The sequence below is a fragment of the Devosia ginsengisoli genome (assembly GCF_024707105.1).
In the GTDB taxonomy this organism is placed as follows: Bacteria; Pseudomonadota; Alphaproteobacteria; order Rhizobiales; family Devosiaceae; genus Devosia; species Devosia ginsengisoli_A.
This window is the reverse complement of the sequence record NZ_JANQAJ010000011.1, coordinates 616,646-642,087: the sequence shown is the minus strand read 5'-3', so window position 1 is coordinate 642,087 and position 25,442 is coordinate 616,646. Positions and strand designations below refer to the sequence as shown.

The window sequence follows — 25,442 nt, the reverse complement described above, 5'->3', positions numbered from 1 at the left end:
CCCGGCTCGATTACGGACTTAGCAAGCTAAGTCCTATCTCGCTCACCCTCCCCACAAGGGGGAGGGAGGCGCAAGAGCCGCGAATGCGGTGGATCGGGGCGACCCCATGAGCACATTCGACGAAACCACGGGGCAGGTTGCGCCCGTCGCTCCCATCCACCAGCGCGGGCGCGGCTATGACGGGCACTGGGCTTTGGTGTGGCAGAAATTCCTGCGCCACCGGCTGGGCGTGGCCGGCGGCATCGTGGTGATCCTTGCCTATATCGTGGCGCTGGTCCCCGAATTCCTCGCGCCGGTGACGCTGGAAGCCTATAATCCAAGCTACAGCTATGCGCCGCCGCAGGCGATCCAGTGGGGTCGTGACGATGGCGAGGGCTGGCGCTTCCTGCCGCATGTGAATGCCTACAAGACCGAGATCGACTACAATTCCGGACGGCGCCTCTTCGTGGCCGATCCCGATGCGGTCATTCCCATCGGCCTGTTCGTGCAGGGCGAGCGCTATAACCTGCTGGGCTTCATTCCGACCGACCTTCACCTGTTCGGGCCGGTGGAAGTGGGCCAGCCCTTTTTCGTCGCCGGAGCCGACCGGCTGGGCCGGGATATCCTGAGCCGCACCATCTATGGCACGCGCATTTCCATGACGATCGGGCTGATCGGGGTGGCGCTGAGCCTGCTGTTCGGCATCCTGATCGGCGGCATTTCCGGCCTGTTCGGGGGCGTGGTGGATAATCTCATCCAGCGCTTCATCGAATTCATCCAGTCCGTACCGGCAATCCCCTTGTGGATCGGGCTGGCGGCGGCCATTCCGCAATCGGTGCCGCCTTTGCAGGTCTATTTCCTCATCACCATCATCCTGTCGGTGCTGGGCTGGACGAGCCTGGCGCGGGTGGTGCGCGGGCGGTTCCTGGCCATGCGCAGCGAGGATTTCGTCAAGGCGGCGCGGCTCGATGGCTGCGGGCCGGTGCGCATCATCTTCCGGCACATGCTGCCCAGCTTTCTGAGCCACATCATCGCCACGGTGTCGCTGGCCATTCCGGGCATGATCCTGGCGGAAACGGCGCTGAGCTATCTCGGCATCGGGTTGCGCACACCCATCGTGAGCTGGGGCGTGCTGCTGCAGGAGGCGCAGAATGTGCGCACGATAGCCTCGGCGCCATGGCTGCTGCTGCCGGGCGGGGCGGTGGTCATCGCCGTGCTGGCGCTCAATTTCCTCGGTGACGGTCTGCGCGACGCGGCCGACCCCTATTCGGATTGAGGCTGATGGACAATCTCGTAGAAATCCGCGGCCTCAGGATCACCTTTGCCGGTGCCGTCGACGTGGTGACCGGGCTCGATCTCGATATTCCCGCCGGCAAGACGCTGTGCCTCGTGGGGGAGAGCGGCTGCGGCAAGTCGGTGACGGCCAAGGCGATATTGCAGGTCATCGACCATCCCGGAAGGGTGTCGGGCGGGGCGATCAACCTGCGCCAGGCCAATGGCGACGTGCTGGATATTGCGGCCACCAGGCCGACCAGTCCGGTGATGCGCCATGTGCGCGGCGCCGACATCGCCATGATCCATCAGGAGCCGATGAGCTTCCTTTCGCCACTATACACCATCGGCAACCAGATCAGCGAGGCGCTGACGCTGCATCGCAAGGTGAGCGAGAAGGAAGCGCGGGCCGAGGGCATCAAGATGCTCGAACAGGTCGGCATGCCCGACCCCGAGCGGCGCTATGACAGCTATACGTTCCAGCTTTCGGGCGGCCAGCGCCAGCGTGCGATGATCGCCATGGCGCTGATCAACCAGCCGCGCCTGCTGATCGCCGACGAGCCGACCACGGCGCTGGATGTGACCACGCAGGCCAATATTCTTGACCTCTTGGCACAGTTGCAGCGCGACAGCGGCATGGCGGTGCTGTTCATCACCCATGACCTGGGCGTGGTGGCCGAAATCGCCGACGAAGTGGCGGTGATGTATCTCGGCAAGATCGTCGAGCGCGGACCGGTCAAGGAGGTGCTGGAGAACCCCAGGCACCCCTATACGCGCGGGCTACTCGCCTCGATGCCGCGGCTCGACGGGGACTTCAAGGCGCCGCTCAAGGCCATTCCCGGCATGGTGCCCCCGCCGGCGCTGCGGCCGACCGGATGTTCGTTCCATCCGCGCTGCGAATGGGCGGTGGCCGGGTTCTGCAACACGATTTCGGTTTTGGAGACCGAGCTGGGCAATGACCACATGGTCGCCTGCCACGCCTATGGCCCGCAGGCGGGCCGGATCGACAGGAGCGCGGCGCGGGCCACTGCGGCTGTTGCTGCGATTGAGAAGCGCGAGGAAAGCGCTGAGCCGCTGCTGAGCGTGCGCGACCTGCACAAGCATTTCCCCATTCGCGCGGGCTTCTTCCAGCGCCAGACCGGGGCGGTGCGGGCGGTCAACGACATTTCGCTCGATATCTATCCCGGCGAAACGCTGGGGCTGGTGGGGGAGAGCGGCTGCGGCAAGTCCACGCTCGGGCAGACCATTGTCGGCCTGCACCGGGCCGACAGCGGCGCGATCCGCTTTGCCGATGGCAGCCATGAGCCGGTGGATCTGCTGACGGCGCGCGGCGCCACGGCGAAACGCCTGCGCACCGATATCCGCATGATCTTCCAAGACCCGACGGGCTCGCTCAATCCGCGCATGCGGGTGCGCGACATCATCGGGGAAGTGCTGCAGGTCAACAGCCGGTACAGCGCTGGCGAGATCGAGGCCAGGGTGCAGGTGCTGCTGTCGCGGGTGGGGCTGAGCCCTGATTATGCCGAGCGCTATCCGCATGCCTTTTCCGGCGGGCAGCGCCAGCGCATCGCCATCGCCCGCGCCTTGGCATCGGACCCGCGGCTGGTGATTGCCGATGAGGCCGTGTCGGCGCTCGACGTGTCGGTGCAGACGCAGATCATCAACATGATGAAGTCCCTGCAGGCCGAAATGGGCCTGACCTATCTCTTCGTCAGCCATGACCTGGGAGTCATCGCCAATATCAGCGACCGCGTGGCGGTGATGTATGCCGGGCGGATCGTCGAGATCGGCAGCACGGAGGCCATTTTCCGCAATCCGCGCCACCCCTATACCGAGGCGCTGCTGGCCGCCATTCCGGGCCGGGGCGTGGGCAAGAGCACGGATCGCATCCGCCTCGGCGGCCATGTGCCGGACCCGAGCCGGCAGGTCGCCGGCTGCGCCTTTGCCGACCGCTGCCAATATGCCCAACCCGCCTGCCGTGCGGTTATGCCGCCCCTCGATGGTACGCCGGACCATCGTTTCGCCTGTATCCGGGCCGATGAACTACGGTTGCGCACCGTCACCGGCAAGCCGGAGATGGTCGACGCGTAAATTCAGTCGACAGATCAGGGAACTGGCGTACAATGCCTGTTCTAAATTGGTGCGATAAGGGAACATGCATTCCACAATACAGCTGATCGACCTGCTCGGCGCGGGGGCATTGCTGCTCTGGGGCCTGCGGATGATCAAGACCGGCGTCATGCGGGCCTTCGGGGCATCGCTGCGCCTGTGGATTGCCAAGGGCACCGGCAACCGCTTCACGGCGGTCCTGTCAGGCATCATGGCCACGCTGGCGCTGCAATCCTCCACGGCGACCGCCGTCATCACCGCGAGCTTTGCCAGTAGCGGCGCCATCAATCCGCGCATGGCGCAGGCGGTGATGCTGGGCGCCAATGTTGGCACGTCCATTGCGGCGGTGATCCTGTCGCTCGACGTGCACTGGTTCGCCTCGGTCATGATCCTGATCGGGGTCACGGTGTTTTCGCTGAGCAAATATGCCCGCGGCAAGGGCGTGGGCCGCGCCGTGCTGGGTCTTGGCCTGATGTTGCTGGCGCTGCAACTGGTGGGCAATGTCACCGATCCGCTGCGCGAATCCGAGGTGATGATCGCCATCCTGTCCGGCCTGGCGGATGCGCCGGCCTTTGCACTGATCCTCGCCGCCGTGCTGGCTTTCGTATCGTCGTCGAGCCTTGCCGTGGTGCTGTTCGTGGCGCTGCTGGCTTCGGCCGGCATCGTGCCGCCGGCGCTGGCGGTGACGCTGGTGGCCGGGGCCAATCTCGGCGGCGCCATTCCGCCGCTGCTGGCCGTTCTGCGCGAGGGCACTGAGGCGCGCCGGCTGACGCTGGCCAACCTGGTAGTCCGCGCCATCGGTGCCATCGTGCTGACCATCTTCGCCGCGCCGGCCGCGGCGCTGCTGCAAACCGTCGTGCCTGATGCCGACACGCTGACCATTGTCGCCCATATCGGCTTCAACCTGGCGCTGCTGGTGCTGTTCCTGCCGCTGCTCGGGCCGATCGGCAAGCTGGCGGCCCTGGCCATCCCGCGGCCGGCCACGCCGGAGCGCGGTACGCGCTATCTCGACGATACCGTGCTCGATACGCCCGCCATCGCGCTGGCGGCGGCGGCCCGCGAAACGCTGCGGGTCAGCGATATCGTATTGCGCATGCTGGAAGGGAGCCTGGATGCCCTGCGCAAGCCGGGGCCCGCCACGCGCAGCACCGTGTCGCTGCTCGATGACGATGTCGATGCCTTCAACCAGGCCATCAAGCTCTACCTGACCCGGCTCGACCAGACCGAACTGGACGAGGACGACGCTCGCCGTTCCGCCGAGATCATGAGCTTTGCCATCAACCTGGAGCATGTCGGCGATATCGTCGAAAGCGGGCTCTGCGACGTTGCCGGCAAGATCGCCAAGCGGCAACTGCGCTTTTCGGCCGATGGCCTCGCCGAAATCGTGGCGCTCTACGAAAAGACCATCAGCAACATGCAACTGAGCCAGACCGTGTTCATGACCGGAGACCCGCAACTGGCCCGGCAACTGGTGGCCGCCAAGGTGGATGTGCGCCGGCTCGAGGCCCGTTCGGCCGGCCTGCATATCCAGCGCGTGCGCGAACGGGTGGCGGCCTCGGTGGAAACCAGCTCGCTCCACCTCGATATCCTGCGCGACCTCAAGCGCATCAACGCGCATCTGGCCTCGGTGGCCTATCCCATCCTCGAAACCAAGGGCGAGCTCGACGAAAGCCGCCTGCGGCCCAATACCGTCCTCGAACCGAAGACGGCCGCGAAATAAACTGGAGCCAGCAATGAACTACGATGCCGTCCTTGCGGACATGGTTGCCGTCGCCCGCGAGGCAGGAGCCCTGACACTGCGTTATTTCGAGCGTTTCCGCGACCTCGAAATCGGCATCAAGGGACCGGCGGATTTCGTCTCCGACGCCGACAAGGAAAGCGAATTGCTGATCCGCAAATTCCTGTTCGAGCGCTACCCGGACTGGAGCTTTACCGGCGAGGAATTCGAGCCGGTCGACAAGAGCGACGAATATCGCTGGCTGGTCGATCCGATCGACGGCACCACCAATTTCATCAACGGCATGCATTACACGATCTCGATCGCCCTGCGCCGCGGCAATGAGACAGTGTGCGGCGTGCTGTATAATCCGCCTGCCGACGAGATGTTCACCTCGATCAAGGGGCAGGGCGCCTTCATGAATGGCGAGCGGCTCAAGGTCAGCGAACAGGCCGATATCGGCCTGTTCAATATCGGCACCGGCCTGCCCACGCCCGGCCTGTCGCTCTATCCCGGCGCCTATGAGCGGCTCGACGCCATCCGCGCGCCTGTTGGTGCCGTGCGCATCGTCGGCAGCGCCGCCAATAGCTGCGCCTATGTCGCGATGGGGCGGCTGACCGGCTATTACGAGGAAACCGGCTTCGTCGATACGGCGGCGGGGATTTTGTTTGTCGAAGAAGCGGGCGGCATCGTCACCGACTGGTGGGGGCGGGGGCCGGAAGTGTTCGAGCGCACCGGCACGCTGCTGGTCGCCAACAAGGCGACGCATGCGTTTCTGCTGGACAAGCTGAAGGACGTGCCGCGGAAAGAGCCGAAGTAGGGGCACGGATGGAGCAGTCGTCTCCCTCCCCCTTGTGGGGAGGGATCAAGGGTGGGGTGTCGAGCGTTTCGCATGCGCCGAGTCTTGCGGAGCCCTCGACACCCCCCACCCTGCTCGATTCAACGGACTTAGCAAGCTAAGTCCTATCTCGCTTCCCTCCCCACAAGGGGAGGGGTAGGCTCCACTCGTGGGCTCACCCCATTAGTGCAATCAACCCTTCCGGATCATCCGTGGTGATCTGGTCCACCTTCAATTCCAGCAACCGCTCGACATGGGGTTTCATTTCGGCGCTGGCTTCGCGGATGGTCCAGGCGTCGATGCGTTTGCCGTGGCGGTGGAAGGCGGCGACGATGTCGAAGCCGGCATCGGCCGAGCGGGTCACGATTTCCCAGTAGAGATAGATCAGGTCGGTGCCAGGAAGGGCGGCGACGGCGTCGTCGACGAAGGTTTGCAATGTACCGGAAGCAAGGGCGGCCTTGAAGCGCTGTTCGTCGCTGGCGTCGTAGCCGCTCCGCATGCCGGGCACGGCTTCGGTGAGCAGCTTCAGTGCGGCGGCAGAGCCTGAGGAGACGATGATATTGCCGGCAACCGGGCCGGTCGCGGCGGCGAATTTGGCGACGGCCCGGCTGTCGAGGACGGTTTCGTCCTCCTTGTAGTCGAGTTGCAGCAGCGCGTCGGGATGCACCTGGCCCTCGGCCATCAGGGCGCAGAGGTCGTCGAGCAGCATCACCTTGTCGGGGATCGGCGCGCCGTCATTGCCGCGCAGGTAGAGGGTGCGGATCGTGGCATCGCTTGTCGCGGCAACCGGGCCCTGGCCGGTGGTTTCGCGGTCGAGCGCCATGTCATGCAGCACGGCCATGCCCTTATCTGCGGTGACCACGAGATCCACCTCGACACTGGCGCCCAGCCGCATGGCTTCGAGAATGCGAGCGCCGGTAAAGACCGGGTCGGACGCCTTGCGGCGGCCACGATGCCATTTGAGCCAGGTGCGATGGCCGTTGCGGGTGATGAAGAGCGGTTCGGTCAAGGCAACTATCCTTCAGTAGACCTCATCCTGAGCTTGTCGAAGGGCGAGGTCGTGGCAGGGTCGGTGGCACGACCTCGTGGTTCGACAGGCTCACCATGAGGTCTACTGCCCTCAGGTCCGATGGATGACGGCGCCGTCGCGATAGGCGGCGACGGCCGTGGCGGCCAGCGTGACGCCCTGGCCGGCCTTGAACAGGTCGGGATGGCTGACCATCGCCTTGATACGAGTGTTGTCGTTGAGATCGAGATCCACCAGGCCATGCGTGCCGTAATCGGTGACGCGATGCACCTTGCCCTGGCTGCCGTCGCTGGCCACGGTCAGCTCGAGCGCTTCGGGGCGGATGGCCAGGATGGCCGGGCCGTCGCTGACGGGCAGCGGCGTCGAATAGCCCGCCCGGATGAAGGTGCCATTGGCGACAGTGCCCTCGATGAGGTTCATCGTGCCGATGAAGCCGGCAACGAAGGGCGTCTGCGGTTCGCGATAGATGATGTCGGGGCGGTCGACCTGCTCGGTCTTGCCGTCGCGCATGACCACGATGCGATCGGCCATCGACAGAGCCTCGTCCTGCCCATGGGTGACGAACAGGGTGGTGATCTTCAGGCGCTGCTGGATATCGCGCACCTCTTCGCGAAGTCTTTCGCGCAAGTGCTGGTCCAGACTCGCAAAAGGCTCGTCGAGCAGCAGGATTTTCGGCTCCAGCACCAGCGAGCGGGCCAGGGCCACGCGCTGTTGCTGGCCGCCCGACAACTGGTTCACATGGCGCGTGCCATAGCCGCCCAGGCCGACCAGTTCGAGCACGGCCTCGACGCGCCGCTTGATCTCGTCGGCCGGGATGCGCCGCAGCTTGAGGCCGAAGGCCAGGTTCTTGAACACGTTCATATGGGTCCACAAGGCATGGCTCTGGAACACCATGCCGGTGGGCCGCTTTTCCGGCGGCAGGTGGGTGATGTCTTCGCCATCGATGGTGATGAGACCGCCGGTGGGACGCTCGAAACCGCCCACCATGCGCAGCAGGGTGGACTTGCCCGAGCCGGAGGGGCCGAGCAGGCAGACCAGTTCGCCATCGGCCACATCGAGCGAGAACGTATCGACGGCCACCACATTGCCGGCGGCGAAGACTTTGGTGACATCGGAGATTTTGAGAACGGACATATGCAGTTTCCTAGCCGCCGAAGCCGCGGGCAAAGGCGCCGCCGCCAATGACGCGCCGGGCGAACATCAGGGCGATGAAAGAGGGGACCCAGAGCATCACCGAGAGCACGGCGCCATACTGGATGACCATCTGGTTGTTGATGAAGGAAATCATCAGCACCGGCATGGTGCGGATGCCGGGCGCACCAATGAGCCAGGCGCCTTCGGTTTCGTAGAAGGTGCCGACGAAGCTCAGCAGCACGGCCGCGGCAATGGTCGGGCCGGCCTGGGGCAGGGTGACCGACCAGAAGACGCGCAACGGCCCGGCGCCCACGTCGCGCGCCGCCTCTTCCATGCGCCGATCGACCGACTGGAAGGCGGCCACCGGTATCCAGATCATGAACAGCAATGTGCCCACGAGCTGGATCAGGACCACGCCCCAGAAAGTGCCGATGAGGTTGAGTTGCAGGAAAATGGCAGCGATGGCGATGAGCAGGCCGAATTTGGGGAAGGCATGCCCGGCCAGGAACGAGAAGAACAGCACGTTGCGACCGGGGAAGCTGAGCCGGGCGAAGGCATAGGCCGCCGGCAGGCAGATGGCGGCCGAAAGCAGGGTGACCACAGTGGAGAGCTGCAGGCTCAGCGTCAGCGCCGCCCACACATCGGGCCTTGTCAGCGTCTGGTTCCAGAAACGAAGGCCGAATTGCTGCGGCACCACGTTGGGATAGCGCCAGACCTCGGTGAAAGCCCAGGTAGCAACCACCAACATGGGCAGGATGATGGCGGCCGAGAGCAGGGCGGTAAAGGCTATGCCGGTCCAGTCGATGGGCACGCGGTTCGGCGCAGGCCGGGGGCGGCGTTGGCGGCAGGAGCGAGTTGTGCCATCCTACTTCCCCTGGTTGCGTGCGACCGAGCGCACATAGAACAGCCCGAAGGCGATGCAGAAGCAGAAGGTGATGACCGCCTGCGTGATGGCGTTGAGCGGGTCCTGCACCTCGCGGAAGGTGCGGTTCATGAACGGCCCCATCATTTCCGGCGCGGCCGGGCCCAGCAGGTAGGGCAGGGTGAAGGACGAGAAAATGCCCAGCACGGCAAAGGAAATGGCCACCAGCATCGAATTGGAAATGCGCGGCAGCACGATATGCCAGAACACCTGGAACCGGTTGGCACCGACATCGCGGGCCGCCTCGATGGCGTGATTGGCGACATTGCCCATGCCGGACAGCAGGATCAGCACGGTCAGCGGGATATTGTCCCAGACCAGCCCGATCACCGGCCCCCAGGGCGTCAGATAGGGCGTGCGGATTTTGGGCAGGCCCACCGCATTGAGCAGGATATCGACCATGCCATTCGGTCCCAGCACGCGGATGAACGCATAGGCCAGGATGATCGAGGGCACGAACATGGGAAAAATGGCCAGCGCCTGCACATAGGCCGGCATCCGCCCGGACGAGAAGCGCAGATACAGCGCGATAGGCAGGCAGATGACCAGGAGCAGCAGGGCGCACATGCCCGTGGTCCACAGCGTCACCAGCAGATTGTTGATGCTGTACTGGTCGGAAAAAGAAGAAGACGTAGCTCGACAGCGTAAAGCCCGGCACGCCTTCGGCATCGGGTCGCCAGATAGTCCGGCCGATGGCGCTGAAGATGGGCCAGATGATCAGCCATGCCATCAGCAATACAGGGATGGCGACAAGCAGGAGGCCGGTTGGCCTCCTGCTTTCACCCGTGGTTTCGATGAGCGGGCGTGCCGCTCCCTCAGCCAGTTCGGTCACGAGTTGCGATCGACGTTGGGAGCCACGTTGCGGTACCAGCCATCGTTGATGGCGGCTTCCCAGGCGCCCGACGGGAAAGTCGGAATCGTCTGTGGCACGATATCGGCAAAGCGCTCGCGCAGTTCGGGCGCGATATAGTCCCACGATACGCCGGGGAAGCCGCCGAGTTCGGTGAGAACGGCGCTCTGGATGTCTTCGGACAGAATGAAGTCCGCCAGCTTGAGGGCGGCATCGCGGTTGGCGCCATTCTCCAGCACGATGCTGCGGGTAAACCCGCCCACCAGCGCCAGGTCCTGGAGCTGGACGAGGCCGGTCGTGTCGGGCAGCACGCCCTGATCGATGGCCTGGAGAATCTGGTCCGACCAGACCGGGGTCATGGTCACCACGCCCTGAGCCAGCAACTGGATGGACTGGGTATTGCCCGACGAATAGGCACCATTGTCATAGAGCGACGGCGCGATATCGGCCAGCAGTTCCCAGGCCTTGCCCAGCGCTTCGTCGCCGAATTCCTGGGTATAGTTGTCCACGGTGAACTTGTCGGGATCGAGCCCGTTGGCCTGGTGGATGGCGCGGCGCACGAAATTGCCGCCCGAACCGCCCTTGTCGGGACGGTTATAAACGAACTGGCCGGGATTGGCCTTGATCCAGGCGACGAGATCGTCCCAGGTCTTGGGAGCGTCGGCGGGGGCGAGCTTGGTGCTGTCATAAGCCAGCAGCACCTGGCTGCCGCGATAGGGCAGGCTGTAGTCGCTGTCGAAAGCCAGCGGGTTGACCTTGGAATAGTTGGAGAGCCCGGCTTCCTTCATGTTCACGTAGATGCCGGCATCGATGGCATCCAGCGGCAACTGGGCATTACCGGATTCGAAGAAGTCCGCCTGCGGGTCGGTATTGGTCTGCTTGGCGGCAATGGCGCGTTCGCCAATGGCGATGATGCCGGCGCCGTCGCCAGCATCGACCAGGTTAATCGACAGGCCCGGATTGGCCGCCTCGAAGGCCGGCTTCACCGTATTGGTCCAGAAATCGAGAATGTTGCTGTCCGAGCTGGTGTACCAGTCGATGACGCCTTCGGCACCGAAGGACATGCGGGGCAGCATCAGGGCGCCGGCAGCAGTACCGGCAGCAAGCATGAAATCACGCCGTTTCATTGTAATCTCCCAAAGTCCGTTCATTTGGAACGGATGTTCCACGAGGCGGTCAGTTCCGCCTTTAGGTTTCATCGATCTTGCGTCGACCTCTCCTGGCCGGAAGCTAACTACCGGTCGGAAAATTATGCAAGCGGAAACCCGCCGATCTACGACGCAACGATCCGGGCGTAGAAATCACAGCTCTGCGACAGTCGTGTAACAGTCGCGCAAAACCCGCATTCTGACGCGGCGTGGTGCGTCAGGTTGCATGGCGTATAGTATTGAATTCAATGAATATAATTTGGAAGAAGGGCACCGCCTCCGCACGAGCCACGATATTGCGGCGGCGTCATGCCACGGCGTTTCGGCGTAGCGCGACGCAAGCATGGGCGCGGAAGAATTTGTGTCGGGGAGACCCGGTCGGATGGTTTCGGGCGGCGGCGGGGCAGTTTCGAATGAAGCGCACAAGTCGTTCCAGTAATGGAATTGGTGTTCTATTATGACAGTACGCAGATACGATAGCGCCCCCGGATGGTGTCCGGGGGCGGCTGGAGGAAGAATCAGTGGGCGGGCGACGGAATGAGTCGCCGATTGGCCCCTCAGATGCGGCTGGCCAGTTCTTCGAGCTGGGCGGCGCACATGCCCCAGCCTTCGTGAAAGCCCATCTGCTTGTGGGCGGCGGCATCTTCGGCGGTCCAGTGGCGGGCGACGGCGGTGTAACGCGTCTTGCCCTCGCCGGCATCCTCGAAGGTCAGGATGGCGGTGAAGAAGGGCTTGGCCGAGGGCGCCCAGTCACCGGTAAAGGCATCGGTGAAGACCAGCTTCTCGTTGGGCACGATTTCCAGATACTGGCCGGCATTGGGATATTCGGTGCCGTTCTCGTCGGCCATGGTGAAAACATTGCCGCCGCCGGGGCGCAGGTCCATCTCGACCTTGGGCGTGGTCCAGGGCTTGGGGGCAAACCACTGCTTGATGAGATCGGGCTGGGTCCAGCACTGAAATACCTTGTCGCGCGGGGCATTGAGCAGGCGGGTCAGCACGAGGTCGCGGTCGGTATCCTGGGTGGGAAGCGCGTTGGTCATTTGTAGTCCTCCGTGATGGGCAGTTTCATCAGGGCGACGAGCGACCTGGCCGGCTTTCGACACGCCCGCGTCGATTTTCATCTTTTTTGTGCTGCGGCGATGTCCCCGCTTGGCAGGCGCGCCCGGAGGATGTTTGCTGTAACCAGCCCGAGGAGACATGCCATGACCGAGCCAGTGCCACCCATCACCGCGCCGCAAAGCCGCGCCGGCCGGGCCTTGGTCGGCTGGTCGATTTCAGGCCTGGCCGAGGCGACCAATGTGCCGGCCAGCGAAATCGAGCGCTTCGAGGCTGAAACGCTGCAGCCCGAAGCCAATTGCCAGCGCGCCATCCGGGCGGCGCTGGAAGAGGCCGGTGTGGTCTTCCTGCCCGAGCAGGGCGGGGTGGGTGCGGGCGTGCGCCTGAAATTCCCGCGCCAGACCGTCAAGCGCATCCAGACCTGGGAAGGCGAGGGCGGCACGACCGGCGAAGACGACATCGCCTGACCCATCGATAGCGAAAGCCCGCAATGCCCCTTCCCCGACGGACCCTCGACCAGGGCTGGACCCTGACCTGCGCCCGGCCGCATGGCGCGCCGGCGCTGCCGGACGCCATTCCGGCGACCGTGCCCGGCGCTGTCCATACCGACCTGCTGGCGGCGCGGTTAATCGCCGACCCCTATCTCGACCTCAACGAGATAAGGGTCGATTGGGTGGGGCGCTGCGACTGGCGCTATGAACTGGAATTCGAGTGGCAGGACGAAGGCGCCGAGCATGTCGAGCTGGTCTGTCCCGGGCTCGATACCTTTGCGCAGATCGTGCTCAACGGCGCCATTGTCGGGGAAACGGCCAATATGAACCGGGAATACCGGTTCGATATAAGCGGCCTGCTGCGGGCGGGCGCCAATACGCTGACGATCCTGTTCGAGTCTGCCTGGACGCGCGGCGAGGCGCTGGCGGCCCAATTTGAGCCGCGACCCAATAACTATCCCGGTCCGGCCAATCTGATGCGCAAGATGGCGTGCAATTTCGGCTGGGACTGGGGCCCGACACTGGTCACGGCAGGCATCTGGAAGCCGATCCGGCTGGAAAGCTGGAGCAAGGCCCGCATTGCCAGCGTGCGCCCCGAGGTGACGCTGGAAGGCGCGGATGGTCGCGTGCGGGCGTATGTGGATGTGGACGGGGGCGAGGGGCTAACGCTGCGGGCTAGCGTGGCTGGGGTAACCGTCGAGCTACCGGTGGGCGACGTGCTCGATCTGACCGTGCCGAATCCGGCACTCTGGTGGCCGCATGGACTGGGCAGCCAGCCGCTCTACGAACTTGTCGTCGAAGTGCTGGATGAAGCCGGCGCCGTAACCGATTCCTGGCGCAGGAAAATCGGCTTCCGTTCGCTGCGGCTCGATACGTCGAAAGACGACAAAGGCACCGCCTTCACCTTCGTCATCAATGACGTGCCCGTCTATATCTGCGGCGCCAACTGGATCCCCGACGATTGCTTCCTGCCGCGGGTGACCCCCGAGCGCTATGCCGCCCGCATCGCCCAGGCCAAGCAAGCCAATATCAACATGCTGCGCGTCTGGGGTGGTGGCATCTACGAGACCGACGCGTTCTACGAAGCCTGCGACGCGGCGGGCATGCTGGTGTGGCAGGACTTTTTGTTCGCCTGCGCCGCCTATCCGGAAGAGGGTGACCTGCCCGATGAGATCGAGGCCGGGCGCGCGACAATATCGTCCGCCTCATGCCCCATCCCTCGCTGGTGCTGTGGAACGGTAATAACGAGAATATCTGGGGCTGGTTCGACTGGGGCTGGCAGGGCGTGCTGGAAGGCCGGAGCTGGGGCCTTGGCTATTATCTCGACCTGCTGCCGCGCCTGGTGGCGGAACTCGATCCGACCCGGCCCTATTGGGCGGGTAGCCCCTATTCCGGGTCGATGGACATTCATCCCAACGACCCGGCGCATGGCTGTTCGCATATCTGGGACGTGTGGAACGACATCGGCTACGAGCATTATGCCGATAGTGTGCCGCGCTTCTGCTCCGAATTCGGCTGGCAGGCGCCGCCCACCTGGGCGACGCTGAGCCAGTCGGTCCACGATGAGCCGATGACGCCGACCTCGCCGGGCGTATGGCATCACCAGAAGGCTACCATCGGCAATGACAAGCTGTTGCGGGGCCTCACCGGGCACCTTCCGGTGCCTGAGAATATGGACGACTGGCACTATGCCACCCAGCTCAACCAGGCCCGTGCCATCCGCTTCGGCATCGAGCATTGGCGCAGCCATCGCGGCACCAATATGGGCGCCATCGTCTGGCAGTTGAACGATTGCTGGCCGGTGACGTCATGGGCCGCGGTGGACGGCTATGGCAGGCGCAAGCCGCTGTGGTATGCGCTGCGCGCCGCCTATCATCCGCATCTGCTGACTATGCAGAAGCGTGGCGATGAATTGCATGTTTTCGCCGTCAACGAGCGGACTTTGTTCTGGCGCGGGCCGGTGACGGTGAAGCGCGTGCGCTTCGACGGCACGGTGCTGGCGGAGTGGACGCATTGGCGGCTCTGCGCCGACCGGCTGGATATCGCCGCGCTGGCCGTTCCGGCCGATGTGGCGACGCCTGATAATCCGCGCATGGAAATGCTGGTGGCGACCATGCATGACAGCGTGGCGCATTACTGGTTCAACGAGGATGTGGCGCTCGACCTGCCCGAGGCGCGGGCCGATATCGCCGTGGTGCGCGATGGCGGGGACTGGCTCGTAACGGTGACGGCGCGGAGCCTGCTGAAGGACTTGTGCCTGTTTGCGGATCGTATCCACCCCGATGCCAGCGTGGACGAGATGCTGGTGACGCTGCTGCCGGGGGGGAGCAGGGTGTTCAGGGTGAGTTGTGCGGTGGAACTGGATGCCGGGACGCTGGGGGCGAGCCCGGTGTTTCGGTGTGCCAATCAGTTGGTGAAGTAAGACGGCCCACGCCCACCGGCCGTTACCCTCGAGCTCGACCCGAGGGCGTTACACTTGCCGAACGCTTTGCAAGTGCAGAGCCCTCGGGTCAAGCCCGAGGGTGACGATCTGTGAGTGGGGCAAGGGAGGAGTATTACCGCCCCAGCGCCTTCAGCGCTGGCCGCAGCCGGCCTGCATTCGCCGTCAGTAAGCGTTCCGCGCCATCGACGCCATCGGCTCCGGCCGCCAGCAATATCGCGGTCTTCACCGCGCCGCCGGCCTGTTCCAGCGTGTCGGCGGCCTGGTCTTCCGACACTTGGCTTACGGCCATGACGATGCGCCTCGCCCGGCCGCGCAGTTTCATATTGTCGGCAATGAGATTGACCATATAGCCGTCATGCACATGGCCGAGATGGATGGCCATCATGGTGGACAGCATGTTGAGCGCGATCTTCTGTGCAGTGCCCGCGCCCATGCGGGTCGAGCCGGCAATGACTTCGGGCGGTGTCGGCAGGCAGATGGCCACGTCGACACGATCGAATAGCGGCGCGCCACTATTGTTGCTGATGCCGATGGTTTTGGCGCCTGCTGCCCGGGCTGCCTCCACGGCGGCCATGGGGTAAGGCGTATAGCCGCTGGCGGTGAGGGCGATCAGGCAATCGTCCGGGCCGACATCGGCTGCCGCAACCTCGGCACGGGCCGCATCGGCATCATCTTCGGGGCCGCCCACCATGTCGGTCAGGCCGGCAATGCCGCCGGCCAGCAGGACCTTGATACGGTCGCGGGCCAGGCCATAGGTGCCGGGCAGTTCGAGCGCATCGGCCAGTGCCATCAGCCCGGAACTGCCGGCCGCCACATAGACCAACCTTCCGCCGCGCTGCAGGCAATCGGCGGCGAGCCGCGCCGCTGCGGCAATATCGGGCACCGCCTGCTGCACCGCGGCGGCGGCCTCGGCCTGCGCCGCCGCGAGAATCGCCAGCGCGTCCTGCGGGGGCAGGGTATCGAAGCCCCTGGCGCGGGCATGGGTCATCTCGGTTCGGGTTGCGCTCATACCGGTCTCCACTTGCCGCAATAATGCCAAAAAAATACCACTTGTCTACATGACGACCGGAATCGGGTGGTCCGGCTAGTGGATTGGCTGCCAAAACCCCAATTGCACCAGCGTCATGCCTCGATTGTGCAGAAACGCGATTTGGGGCTTGGTAAATGGTATTTTATTGGTATCATATTGCCGGGAGGATGGGCTTCTGGTCAAACGACGGATTTTTAGTGATATGCAACGCGATGACGGGCGCCACAAGGCGAGGGGGGAATAGTGACCGACGTGTCGAACAGTTTCTTTGCCGAAGGCCCTGTCGTGCTGCCCTCCGGTGGCCCGCTCTACCTGCAACTCAAGCGCTGGATCGAGGATGCCATCCATAGCGGCGCCATCAATCCCGGTGATGCGCTGCCCTCGGAACGCGATCTCGCCACCAAGGTCGATGTGTCGCGCGTGACCGTGCGCAAGGCCGTGCTGCAACTGGTCAAGGATGGCGTGCTGGTGCAGCGCCATGGTTCGGGGACGTTCGTGGCGCCGCAGACCCAGCGCGTCGAGCAATCGCTGTCGCAGTTGACCTCCTTCACCGAGGACATGGCGCGGCGCGGCATGGCGGTACGGGCCGAATGGCTCGATCGCGGGCTCTATCTGCCGTCACCGGAAGAAACCGTGATCCTGGGGCTTTCGTCGGGCGAGCAGGTGGCGCGCATTTCGCGCCTGCGCCTCACCGGCGATACGCCGCTGGCCATCGAGCGGGCGAGCCTCTCCTCACGCATCCTGCCCGATCCGGCCAGCATCGGCGACAGCCTCTACAAGCATCTCGATAAATCCGGCAACCGGCCCATCCGCGCCATCCAGCGCATCCGCGCCGCCAACCTGGCCGATGAGGATGCGCACCTGCTCCAGGTGCCGGGCGGCTCGGCCGGGCTCAATATCGAGCGCACCTCCTACCTCGCCTCCGGGCGAGTGATCGAATTCACCCGCTCCATCTATCGGGGCGACACCTATGACTTCGTCGCCGAACTGCGGATCGGCGATTCTCCAGCCCCCGGAGGCAGCAAGACGTGAGCAACGAGACCTATATGCGGCAGGAAGTGGAGGCCATTCCCGGCGTAGTCGCCAATTTCCTCGACCAGTCTGGCAAGGGGCTCGATGCGGCTGCCGCGGCTTTGCGCGAGCGCGATCCGGCTCTGGTGGCGACGGTTGCCCGCGGCTCGTCCGATCATGCCTGCGCCTATCTCAAATATGCCATCGAGCTGACCCTGGGCCTGCCGGTGGCTTCGATCGGCCCGTCCATCGCCTCGATCTATGGCAAGGATCTCAAGCTCGGCCGCGCCGCCACCATCGCCATTTCGCAGTCGGGCAAGTCACCGGACATTGTCGGCATGACGCAGTCGGCCCGCCGCTCGGGCGCGACGACCATTGCCATTACCAATACATCAGGCTCGCCTTTGGCCGAGGCATCCGACTTCACCATCGACCTGCATGCCGGGCCGGAAAAGTCGGTCGCGGCCACCAAGACCTTCGTGACCTCCGTCGTGGCCGGCTTGTCGCTCATCGCCCGCTGGAGTGGCGACGAGGCGCTCAATACCGCCGTCAATGCGCTGCCGGAATCCATGCGCAGGGCGGTGGAATGCGACTGGTCCGAACTGGTGGGCGCGCTCGATGGCCATAATGCCCTCTATGTGCTCGGCCGTGGACCGGGCTTTGCCATCGCCAATGAAGCGGCACTGAAATTCAAGGAAACCTGCAATATCCAGGCCGAATCCTATAGCGCCGCCGAAGTGATGCACGGGCCGGTCGCCATCGTCACGCCGGGCTATCCGGTGCTGGGCCTGGCCGCGCGCGACGCTGCCGAGGCCTCGGTGGCTGACATGGCGCACAAGCTGGCCGGGCAGGGAGCACTGGCCTTTCTCACCGGCGACCGGCCCGGCGCGGCAAAGGCATTGCCCTTCGCGGCCACCGGCCACCCGATCACCGACCCACTGGCGCTCATCGTCTCCTTCTATGGCTTTGTCGAAACGCTGTCGCGCCATCGCGGGCTGAACCCCGATGTGCCGCCGGCCCTCAAGAAAGTGACGGAAACGGTATGAGCGACCTGCTCGCCATCACGGGCGCTCGTATTTTCGACGGGCAGCATTGGCACGATGACGCCGCGCTGCTGGTGGAATTCGGCCATGTCTCGGGCATTGCCGGCGCGGATGCGATTCCGGCCAATGCCGAGCGGGTTCGGCTCGAGGGCGGCATGCTGGTGCCCGGCTTCATCGACCTGCAGGTCAATGGCGGCGGCGGGGTGCTGTTCAACAACGATCCGTCAGTGGACGCCATCCGCACCATCTGCGCCGCCCATGCACAATTCGGCACGACGGCGCTGCTGCCAACGCTGATCACCGATACCGTGAAGGTCAATATCGCCGCCATGGCCGCCGGCAAGGCGGCGGCGGAGCAGGGTGTGCCCGGCTTTATCGGCCTGCATCTGGAGGGGCCGCATCTGTCGCTCGCCCGCAAGGGTACGCACGATCCCGCACTGATCCGGCCGATGGATAACGAGGACCTGGCACGCCTGATCGCGGCGCGCGCCGATCTGCCCAACCTGCTCTGCACGGTGGCGGCCGAAACCGTGACACCGGACCAGGTCGCGGCGTTGGCCGATGCCGGGATCATCGTCAGCATCGGCCATTCCGATGCCGACGCGGCCACGGCCGGCGCTGCCTTTGCCGCCGGCGCCAGCATGGCGACGCATCTGTTCAATGCCATGAGCCAGTTGGGTAACCGCGAGCCCGGCGTGGTCGGCGCCGTGCTGACCGGCGACGGCGTTTCGGCCGGCCTCATTGCCGACGGCATCCATGTTCATCCCGACGCGATCCGGATCGCCTTGCGCGCCAAATCCGGCCCGGGCCGCATCTTCCTCGTCACCGATGCCATGTCGCAGACCGGCACCGACATCAAGACGCTGACACTCAACGGCCGCACCATCACCCGCGCCGACGGCGCCCTGCGCCTGGCCGACGGCACGCTGGCCGGCGCCGATCTCGACATGATCGACGCCGTGGAATTCATGCATAGCCGCATCGGCCTGCCCTTCGAGGAGGCTGTGCGCATGGCCTCGCTCTACCCGGCCGAGGCCATGGGCATCGAAGGCGAGTTCGGCCATTTGCGGCCGGGCGCCGTGGCCAGTTTCGTGCATCTGTCGGATGCCCGGCAGGTACGTGCCACCTGGATCGCCGGCGCGGAAGTATTTCGCGCCTGACTAGCCCCGGCCGATATAAGGCATGGTCGTTGCCATCACCGTCATGAACTGCACATTGGCCGATAGCGGCAGCCCGGCCATATAGAGCAGTGCGTCGACGACGTGCCGCACATCGAAGGTTGGCTCCGGCATGATCGTGCCATTGGCCTGCAGCGAGCCGGCATTCATGTGGCTGGTCATGTCGGTGGCCGCATTGCCGATATCGATCTGCCCGCAGGCGATATCGAAGGCGCGGCCATCCAGCGAGATTGCCTTGGTCAGCCCGGTAATGGCGTGCTTGGTCGCTGTATAGGAGGCGGCGCCCGGCCGGGGCACATAGGCCGAGATCGAACCATTGTTGATGATGCGCCCGCCCTGTGGCGCCTGGTCGCGCATGGCGCGGAACGCTTCGCGCGCCACATAGAAGGCGCCGTTGAGATTGGTATCGACCATTTCCCGCCAGGTGACGACATCGAGATCGCCGAACGAAACAGCCGGTGCAAAGCGGCCCGCATTGTTGAAGACGAGGTCGATCCGGCCATAGCGCTCTTTGACCCCGGCGAAGAAATGCGCCACCGCCGTCGGATCGGTCACGTCGCATTCGGCCCAGTAGCCCTTGGTCTCGACGGCCACGGTTTGCAGCGCATCGGCCCGCCGCCCGCAAATGGCGACATCGTATCCCGCCGCGGCCAGGCCGAGCGCCGCGGCCTTGCCGATGCCCGAGCTTCCCCCGGTGATGACGGCAACCTTCTTCTGGCTTTGCATGTTCGCTCCCAATTGTGGCGAGGCGGAATCGCCGCCTCCGGCTTTTCGAATTTCCGGCATGATTCCGCCGCATCCTCGCTGCGTCTATGGCAGGCGCATTGCAGGCCGGCGCGGCGAATATAGCGTCGTCGGCGCGCTTGCGCGCTGTAACATGCCCGCAAAACGGGCGGATTTTAACGCTTCCTTCAGCCGGGTTAACAGTCGGTTTCCGTCTGTGTGCTGAATCTGCAACATCCGGTTCCCAACCATGTTGCGCGGCGGCAAAACGGCTTTTGCGCGATTGCGTCATTTTTCGTCATGCGTAGAGTGGGCCCTGCGAATCCATGCATGGGATCGTTTGTCGGTCGCAGCGCGACGGCAACACACTGCACCACGAATAGTGTGGTCGCGTTTCGACAAACCGCTGGGCAACCGGCACTAAGAATGACTGACTTTGGAGGTCAACTAATGAAACTCAAGAGCCTTATCCTCGGTTCTGTTGCTGCTGCCGGTCTCTCGACCGCCGGCTTCGCTGCCGATCTGGGCGTTCTCACCTCGCTCGACGTCTGCGACGAACTGGGCCTGTCGGGCCTGACCATCTCGTCCGACACCAACTGCCTGCAGATCTCGGGCGCCGTGAACTACACGTTCGAATGGGGCAACTACAACGGTGGCGGCCACATCATCGCCAACACCCCGTTTGCTGGCGCTCCGAACACCGACGGTGTTGTCTCTGTCGACACCCCCAGCAACCTCGTTGGCGTGTCCAACCAGGATTGGGACTCCAAGGTTGAGACCCTGCTGAAGTTCGTCGGCACCGCATCGAGCGACTTTGGTCCGGCTTCGGTCGTGATCAACCTGCGCCAGCGTGACTACCAGCGCGCTCGTGACGCCATCGGCGTCGTGAACGGCGATGCGCATGTTCTCCGCGCCCAGGACGCTTATGTCCAGGTCGGCGACACCACCATCCTCAGCGCTGGTAAGAAGGGTTCGATCTTCAACGAAGGCGACGACGAGCCGTTCAACTTCACCGGCCTGTTCATGTCCAAGGATGCCGACGTTGGCGTCTGGGAAGGCCCGGTTCGCAAGGGTGGTCACGTCATCCAGCTCGAATCCAGCTTCGGCGAAGGCCTGGTCGGCAAGATCGGTCTTGAAGCTCTCGACCGTACCGACAACGAAGCTGGCAGCCTGATCGGCGTGCTGCAGTATGCCGGCGAAGGCATCACTGCTCACATCAGCGGTTCCGTTGGTGGCCTGCTCGACGGCGTTCAGACCGTTGGCGATACCTATGCCGTGCATGCTGGCGTGACCAGCACGTTCGACGCCTTCAAGCTCCGTGCAGCCCTGGCTGCTGGCGGCGGCTACAACCCGGCCGGCAACTGGTCGTACTGGAACGGCCTGGTTTCGGGCGAAGCCAAGTTCGACATGTTCAAGGTTGCTCTGTCGGCTGAAGCTGCTGGTGGCACCGCCGTTGGTGGCGCTGCTCTCGACACCGACTTCGGCTTCGGCGGCTCCATCGGTGCCACCGTTGCTGACGGTATCGAAATCAACATCGGTGGTCGTTACTTCAACGACGGTACGGCCGGTGTTGGCGACGGCTACCAGGTTGCTGCTCAGTTGATCGCTTCGCTGACCGAAACCGTCAAGCTGACCACCGAAATCGGTGTGTATGGCCACGCTGCTGACGTTGCTCCGGCTCCGGTTGCGGCTGCCTACTCCGACTTCTACGGCAGTGCAGAACTCGGCTGGAACCCCGGCGGCGGCTTCTCGTCGTCGATCGGTGCCAAGGTTCAGCAGAACGGCGCCTACAAGGTCACCTTCAAGGCCTCCAAGGCCTTCCAGTAATCCTCGGATTACGACCTGCTACGGAAAGGCCCGGCTCATGCCGGGCCTTTCTGCTTTTGGGGATGCGCTCGCGTGGGCGGCTCCATGAGGAGGTGAGATCGAGCTGATTCTCGTCTTCGATCTATCGCAGGGACATTTTCCTGTCGGCCGCATGATTTAATCCCACGGAAACAACCACTTACCGGCTCCATTTTCGTTCCCTCGCACGGCGAAATGCACTAGCCTCGCGAAAATTGCGGACATTCACTGGAACGGGAATGATCAGGGACCTCATCAAGTGGGTCGTGCCAGGACTCGCCACTGTCCTGGGCGGCACGACTTTGTGTCTGGCGATGACATCGACCTATATCGCTGATGATCTGGCGGCTCGTAGCACCACTGCCATGCGTACCGGCGGCTACGATTGGGCCGAACTGTCGCTCGACGCCCGCGACCTGACTTTGACCGGTACGACCACCGATCAGGCTCAGTTGAATTCCGCCGTGACGCGGCTTGCCGGACTGGCCGGTATCCGCTCGGTCAGGACCGATGTGACACTTGCGCCGATGGCCCGGCCCTATGTCTTGCATGCCGGGCTGGAGCAGGGCGCGATCGCGTTGTCCGGCGCCGTGCCGAACGAGACCACGAGGCAGCGTCTGTTGGCGCTGGCCGGGACAGAGCAGGGGGCTCTGGAGCTGCGGTCCGGCGTGCCGGATGGCCGGCTCTGGGTGGCCGGGGCGGAATTCGCCATCGACCGGCTGCAATATTTCGACCAGGGCGAAGCGGTGGTGTCCGACCTGACCGTCAGCCTCAACGGAAGAGCCAAATCCGAGCGCGCCTTCCGCGACCTGTTGATCGTCCTGCGCGCAGGAGCGCCGGCGGGGCTGGAACTGGGCGACATCACCATCGCCCCGGCGCTGGTTTCGCCCTATGCGTGGAATGCGGCTTTCGATGGCAAGCGCGTCGACGTTTCCGGCTACGTGCCCGACGATGCCCTGGTTGAGCGCTACCGCACGGCCGAGGTTTCCGGCGCGCAGGTCGCGACCGGTCTGGCGCTCGGTTCAGGCGAACCCGCTGGTTTTGCTGAGCTTTCCCAGACTCTGCTCGAACAACTGGCGCGTCTCGAATATGGCGCCGCCAGCATCATCGATGGCCAGAGCACGCTGTCCGGCGCACCCGCCACGCTGGAAATCGCCCAGGGTATTGTCGAGACGCTGGAACCATCAGGCACGATCGTGGTGCTCGAACCGCCCCGGATCGCCGACTACTGGATGAGTGCCACCCGCCAGGCAGGCGGCGCCGTGGTCTTCGACGGCTATGCGCCCGACGAGGCCACGCGCGAAGCCTTCAGCCTGCGCGAAGGGGCCGATACCAGCTATCTCAAGCTGGGCCGCGGTGCGCCCGAGCGCTACCGGTCGGGTGCCGATTTCGGCCTCGATGCGCTCGAGAAGATGAGTGAAGGCCGCATCGCTCTGCGCGACAATGTGCTGACCATCGTCGGCACGGCCCGCTCCGGCGCGGACTACGACGCGTTGCTGGCCATGATGGCAGCCGAAGCGCCGCAGGGCCTGGTGCTGGCACGCGCCGAAATCTCGGCGCCCCGCGCCGCTACCTGGTCCTGGTCCGTGACCAAGGATGCTGATGGCGCCATTGCGCTCTCGGGCCTGGTGCCATCAGCCGCCGACGAGGCCGCTTTGCTGACCGAAGCCGGAGAAGGCGCAACGACAACAATGACTTATGCCTCGGGCGAGCCCAATGGCTTTCTCGCCTCGGCTGGCACGGCTATCGACCTGCTGCAGTGGTTGCGCGACGGCAACGTGGCCTATGACGGAATGGGCTGGACCGTGACGGGAACCGCCAACTCGGCCATCGACAAGGGCGCCATCGAGGCCGACTTCGCCACGCGGCAACTGGCCGGTGCCGGCTGGTCCATGGCCATCGCCGTGCCGCCACCTTCCATCCCCGAAATTGCCCCCTATCAGTGGTCCGCCACGCGGACGGCCGATGGCGTCACGCTGATCGGGCATGTTCCAACGCCGAGCTTCAAGAGTTATCTGGCCGTTCATGCCGGCAATGCCGTGGTCGATTCCACCGAACTGGGTCTCGGCGCGCCGAGTGATTTCGTGGCTGCCGCGACGGCGGGGCTCGATGCGGTGCTGGGTCTTGCCGAGGGCGAGGTCAGCTTCGACGGGGCGGCGTGGTCGCTTGCTGGCCGTGCCGAATCCGAGGCGCAACGCGACACGGTTCTGGCGGCGCTGGCCGCCGCGACCGATAGCACCGGCTGGTCGATCGATATCGCTGCGCCGACGCCCGAACCGGTTGTGACCACGCCTTATATCTGGTCGGCCAGCAAGGCCGCCGACAGGGCGGTGACGCTGCAAGGCCTGGTTCCGGTGGCGTCGCTGCAGCGCTTCCTCGTGGTGCGGGCAGGGGGCAATGTCACCGACGAGACAAGCATCGACCCCACGGCACCCGAAGGATTTGCCGATGACCTGCTCGCCGCACTCGGCGCGCTGGCCGGCCTGTCTGAAGGCCGTGTGAGCTATGACGGCGCCGCCTGGACGGTCAGCGGCACGCTCGCAGATGCCGAGGCAGCGGGGGCGATCGACAGTGCCATCGCCACGGCGACGACGCCGGCGAATGGCTGGACGCTGGCGCTGGCCAGCCCGCCCGAGCGTGAACAGGTTGCCGAGGTGGTGCCTGCTACCGAGCCCGAGGCTGTTGCGGAGCCCCAGGCCGCCGCGGAGCCCGAGCCCGTAGTTGAGCCGGCTACCGAAGCCGAGGCCGCAGCCCAACCGGGCGTCGAGACCGTGGCGCCGGTTGAGCCACCGGCCGTTGTCGATCCGAATTATGCCTTTTCGGGGCGGCGTTCGGCCGATGGCGAGGTGGTGCTGAGCGGTCAGTTGCCGTCCGATCCGGCCCTGCGCTATTTCGCGTCGATCAGCAGCGGCGATATCGCGGCGATCAGCATTGCCGATGGCGCGCCCGAAACCTTCCTGCCCAGCGCCGAAACCGGCCTGCGGGCATTGCTCTATCTGCTTGAAGGCCAGCTCGACTTCACCAATGGGGCCTGGTCGCTGCGGGGCATTGCCGCTGACGACGGAGCACGCACGGCAGTATTAGCAGCCATTGCCGCCGATCCGGGCGCGGCCGACTGGACGACGGCCATCGATCTGCCGCCTCCACCGCCTGAACCCGAACCGGCACCGCCGCCTGAACCCGTGGCGCCTGTTCCGGTCGATATAACCGCCTGCGCGGCGCCGATTGCCGAATTTTCAGCGCGCAATTCCATCCTGTTCCAGTCGGGCGCGGCGCTGATTGCCGCCGAATCCGACGCCGCGCTGGACGAGTTGGCGCTGGATCTGGCGGCCTGTCCCGATGCGGTGGTGCATATCGAGGGCCATACCGATGCCGATGGCGACGAGGGCCTGAACATGGCCCTGTCGGTGGCGCGTGCCGAGGCGGTCGTCGAGGCGCTGGTGTCGCGCGGCGTCACGCCGGCCCGGCTTTATGCCGTCGGCTATGGCGAAACCGCGCCCATTGCCGACAATGATACGGCCCAAGGCAAGCGGCTCAACCGGCGTATCGTGGTGAGCGTGCAGCCGGAGCATTATTGAAGCGGCAGGATATGGCGATGAACTGGACTTCGCTGCTCTATCTGCTTG

17 protein-coding genes and 2 pseudogenes are annotated in these 25,442 nt (G+C 64.6%); 11 read left to right on the top strand and 8 right to left on the bottom strand.

All coding sequences use genetic code 11. The features are described 5' to 3' along the window. Positions 1-106: 106 nt before the first annotated feature. From NVV79_RS17160 to NVV79_RS17145, 4 genes are all read left to right on the top strand, one after another. Entirely contained in the window at positions 107-1,255 is a 1,149-nt protein-coding gene (locus NVV79_RS17160) for an ABC transporter permease (RefSeq protein ID WP_303991685.1), read from the top strand. A 5-nt stretch (positions 1,256-1,260) separates the two neighbouring features. Next, positions 1,261-3,342 (top strand): ABC transporter ATP-binding protein, encoded by a 2,082-nt coding sequence (locus NVV79_RS17155; RefSeq protein WP_303991683.1) that lies wholly within the window; start codon positions 1,261-1,263, stop codon positions 3,340-3,342. A gap of 64 nt (positions 3,343-3,406) precedes the next feature. Then, the gene (locus tag NVV79_RS17150; RefSeq protein ID WP_303991681.1) at positions 3,407-5,080 is read left to right on the top strand and encodes a Na/Pi cotransporter family protein; all 1,674 of its coding nucleotides are present in this window, start codon (positions 3,407-3,409) and stop codon (positions 5,078-5,080) included. A gap of 13 nt (positions 5,081-5,093) precedes the next feature. Next, positions 5,094-5,897, top strand: a complete 804-nt coding sequence (locus NVV79_RS17145) for an inositol monophosphatase (protein WP_303991678.1) — start codon at positions 5,094-5,096, stop codon at positions 5,895-5,897. Positions 5,898-6,090: 193 nt separating this feature from the next. Here NVV79_RS17145 and NVV79_RS17140 read toward each other — a convergent pair whose 3' ends face one another. The 6 genes and pseudogenes from NVV79_RS17140 to NVV79_RS17115 form a co-directional block, all read right to left on the bottom strand. Next, positions 6,091-6,924: a glycerophosphodiester phosphodiesterase family protein gene (locus tag NVV79_RS17140; protein WP_303991676.1), complete on the bottom strand. Its 834-nt coding sequence runs from the start codon at positions 6,922-6,924 to the stop codon at positions 6,091-6,093. Between the two features lie 111 nt (positions 6,925-7,035). Next, positions 7,036-8,076 (bottom strand): ABC transporter ATP-binding protein, encoded by a 1,041-nt coding sequence (locus NVV79_RS17135; protein WP_303991674.1) that lies wholly within the window; start codon positions 8,074-8,076, stop codon positions 7,036-7,038. Positions 8,077-8,086: 10 nt separating this feature from the next. Then, on the bottom strand, positions 8,087-8,824 hold the full coding sequence (locus tag NVV79_RS17130) for an ABC transporter permease (protein ID WP_303992745.1): 738 nt from the start codon (positions 8,822-8,824) through the stop codon (positions 8,087-8,089). 117 nt (positions 8,825-8,941) lie between these two features. Continuing rightward, positions 8,942-9,830, bottom strand: a pseudogene (locus NVV79_RS17125) (ABC transporter permease). Next, positions 9,827-10,975 carry an extracellular solute-binding protein gene (locus NVV79_RS17120; protein ID WP_303991671.1) on the bottom strand — a complete coding sequence of 383 codons (1,149 nt, stop codon included), beginning with the start codon at positions 10,973-10,975 and terminating at the stop codon, positions 9,827-9,829. Before NVV79_RS17120 ends, NVV79_RS17125 begins: the two are co-directional and overlap by 4 nt. 578 nt (positions 10,976-11,553) lie before the next feature. Further along, positions 11,554-12,036: an SRPBCC family protein gene (locus tag NVV79_RS17115; protein WP_303991668.1), complete on the bottom strand. Its 483-nt coding sequence runs from the start codon at positions 12,034-12,036 to the stop codon at positions 11,554-11,556. 162 nt (positions 12,037-12,198) lie between these two features. On the opposite strand from NVV79_RS17115, the gene NVV79_RS17110 reads away from it, so the two are divergent. After that, positions 12,199-12,519 carry an XRE family transcriptional regulator gene (locus NVV79_RS17110; RefSeq protein WP_303991665.1) on the top strand — a complete coding sequence of 107 codons (321 nt, stop codon included), beginning with the start codon at positions 12,199-12,201 and terminating at the stop codon, positions 12,517-12,519. Between the two features lie 23 nt (positions 12,520-12,542). Further along, positions 12,543-14,965 (top strand): annotated as a pseudogene (locus tag NVV79_RS17105) (glycoside hydrolase family 2 protein). Between the two features lie 133 nt (positions 14,966-15,098). On the opposite strand, the gene NVV79_RS17100 reads toward NVV79_RS17105, so the two are convergent. Further along, positions 15,099-15,995 carry an N-acetylmuramic acid 6-phosphate etherase gene (locus tag NVV79_RS17100; RefSeq protein WP_303991662.1) on the bottom strand — a complete coding sequence of 299 codons (897 nt, stop codon included), beginning with the start codon at positions 15,993-15,995 and terminating at the stop codon, positions 15,099-15,101. A 264-nt stretch (positions 15,996-16,259) separates the two neighbouring features. Between NVV79_RS17100 and NVV79_RS17095 the strand changes: the two genes are divergently transcribed. The 3 genes from NVV79_RS17095 to nagA are packed head-to-tail and all read left to right on the top strand — an operon-like array spanning position 16,260 to position 19,230. Further along, on the top strand, positions 16,260-17,048 hold the full coding sequence (locus NVV79_RS17095; RefSeq protein ID WP_303991659.1) for a GntR family transcriptional regulator: 789 nt from the start codon (positions 16,260-16,262) through the stop codon (positions 17,046-17,048). Positions 17,049-17,062: 14 nt separating this feature from the next. Next, a complete protein-coding gene (locus NVV79_RS17090; RefSeq protein ID WP_303992743.1) occupies positions 17,063-18,073 on the top strand; it encodes an SIS domain-containing protein in 1,011 nt (336 codons plus the stop codon). Next, positions 18,070-19,230 (top strand): N-acetylglucosamine-6-phosphate deacetylase, encoded by a 1,161-nt coding sequence (gene nagA / locus NVV79_RS17085; RefSeq protein ID WP_303991657.1) that lies wholly within the window; start codon positions 18,070-18,072, stop codon positions 19,228-19,230. Before NVV79_RS17090 ends, nagA begins: the two co-directional genes overlap by 4 nt. Here nagA and NVV79_RS17080 read toward each other — a convergent pair whose 3' ends face one another. Next, the gene (locus tag NVV79_RS17080) at positions 19,231-19,974 is read right to left on the bottom strand and encodes an SDR family oxidoreductase (protein ID WP_303991654.1); all 744 of its coding nucleotides are present in this window, start codon (positions 19,972-19,974) and stop codon (positions 19,231-19,233) included. A gap of 447 nt (positions 19,975-20,421) precedes the next feature. On the opposite strand from NVV79_RS17080, the gene NVV79_RS17075 reads away from it, so the two are divergent. Then, a complete protein-coding gene (locus tag NVV79_RS17075; RefSeq protein ID WP_303991652.1) occupies positions 20,422-21,798 on the top strand; it encodes a hypothetical protein in 1,377 nt (458 codons plus the stop codon). Between the two features lie 257 nt (positions 21,799-22,055). Further along, positions 22,056-25,394, top strand: a complete 3,339-nt coding sequence (locus tag NVV79_RS17070) for an OmpA family protein (protein WP_303991650.1) — start codon at positions 22,056-22,058, stop codon at positions 25,392-25,394. Positions 25,395-25,442: the final 48 nt, after the last annotated feature.

Coding starts and splice junctions, on each gene's coding strand:
- NVV79_RS17155 (WP_303991683.1), top strand. CDS start 1,261: ATGGACAATCTCGTAGAAATCCGCGGCCTCAGGATCACCTTTGCCGGT.
- NVV79_RS17090 (WP_303992743.1), top strand. CDS start 17,063: ATGCGGCAGGAAGTGGAGGCCATTCCCGGCGTAGTCGCCAATTTCCTC.
- NVV79_RS17115 (WP_303991668.1), bottom strand. CDS start 12,036: ATGACCAACGCGCTTCCCACCCAGGATACCGACCGCGACCTCGTGCTG.
- NVV79_RS17120 (WP_303991671.1), bottom strand. CDS start 10,975: ATGAAACGGCGTGATTTCATGCTTGCTGCCGGTACTGCTGCCGGCGCC.
- NVV79_RS17100 (WP_303991662.1), bottom strand. CDS start 15,995: ATGAGCGCAACCCGAACCGAGATGACCCATGCCCGCGCCAGGGGCTTC.
- NVV79_RS17145 (WP_303991678.1), top strand. CDS start 5,094: ATGAACTACGATGCCGTCCTTGCGGACATGGTTGCCGTCGCCCGCGAG.
- NVV79_RS17135 (WP_303991674.1), bottom strand. CDS start 8,076: ATGTCCGTTCTCAAAATCTCCGATGTCACCAAAGTCTTCGCCGCCGGC.
- NVV79_RS17130 (WP_303992745.1), bottom strand. CDS start 8,824: ATGTTGGTGGTTGCTACCTGGGCTTTCACCGAGGTCTGGCGCTATCCC.
- NVV79_RS17110 (WP_303991665.1), top strand. CDS start 12,199: ATGACCGAGCCAGTGCCACCCATCACCGCGCCGCAAAGCCGCGCCGGC.
- NVV79_RS17080 (WP_303991654.1), bottom strand. CDS start 19,974: ATGCAAAGCCAGAAGAAGGTTGCCGTCATCACCGGGGGAAGCTCGGGC.
- NVV79_RS17075 (WP_303991652.1), top strand. CDS start 20,422: ATGAAACTCAAGAGCCTTATCCTCGGTTCTGTTGCTGCTGCCGGTCTC.
- NVV79_RS17070 (WP_303991650.1), top strand. CDS start 22,056: ATGATCAGGGACCTCATCAAGTGGGTCGTGCCAGGACTCGCCACTGTC.
- nagA (WP_303991657.1), top strand. CDS start 18,070: ATGAGCGACCTGCTCGCCATCACGGGCGCTCGTATTTTCGACGGGCAG.
- NVV79_RS17150 (WP_303991681.1), top strand. CDS start 3,407: ATGCATTCCACAATACAGCTGATCGACCTGCTCGGCGCGGGGGCATTG.
- NVV79_RS17160 (WP_303991685.1), top strand. CDS start 107: ATGAGCACATTCGACGAAACCACGGGGCAGGTTGCGCCCGTCGCTCCC.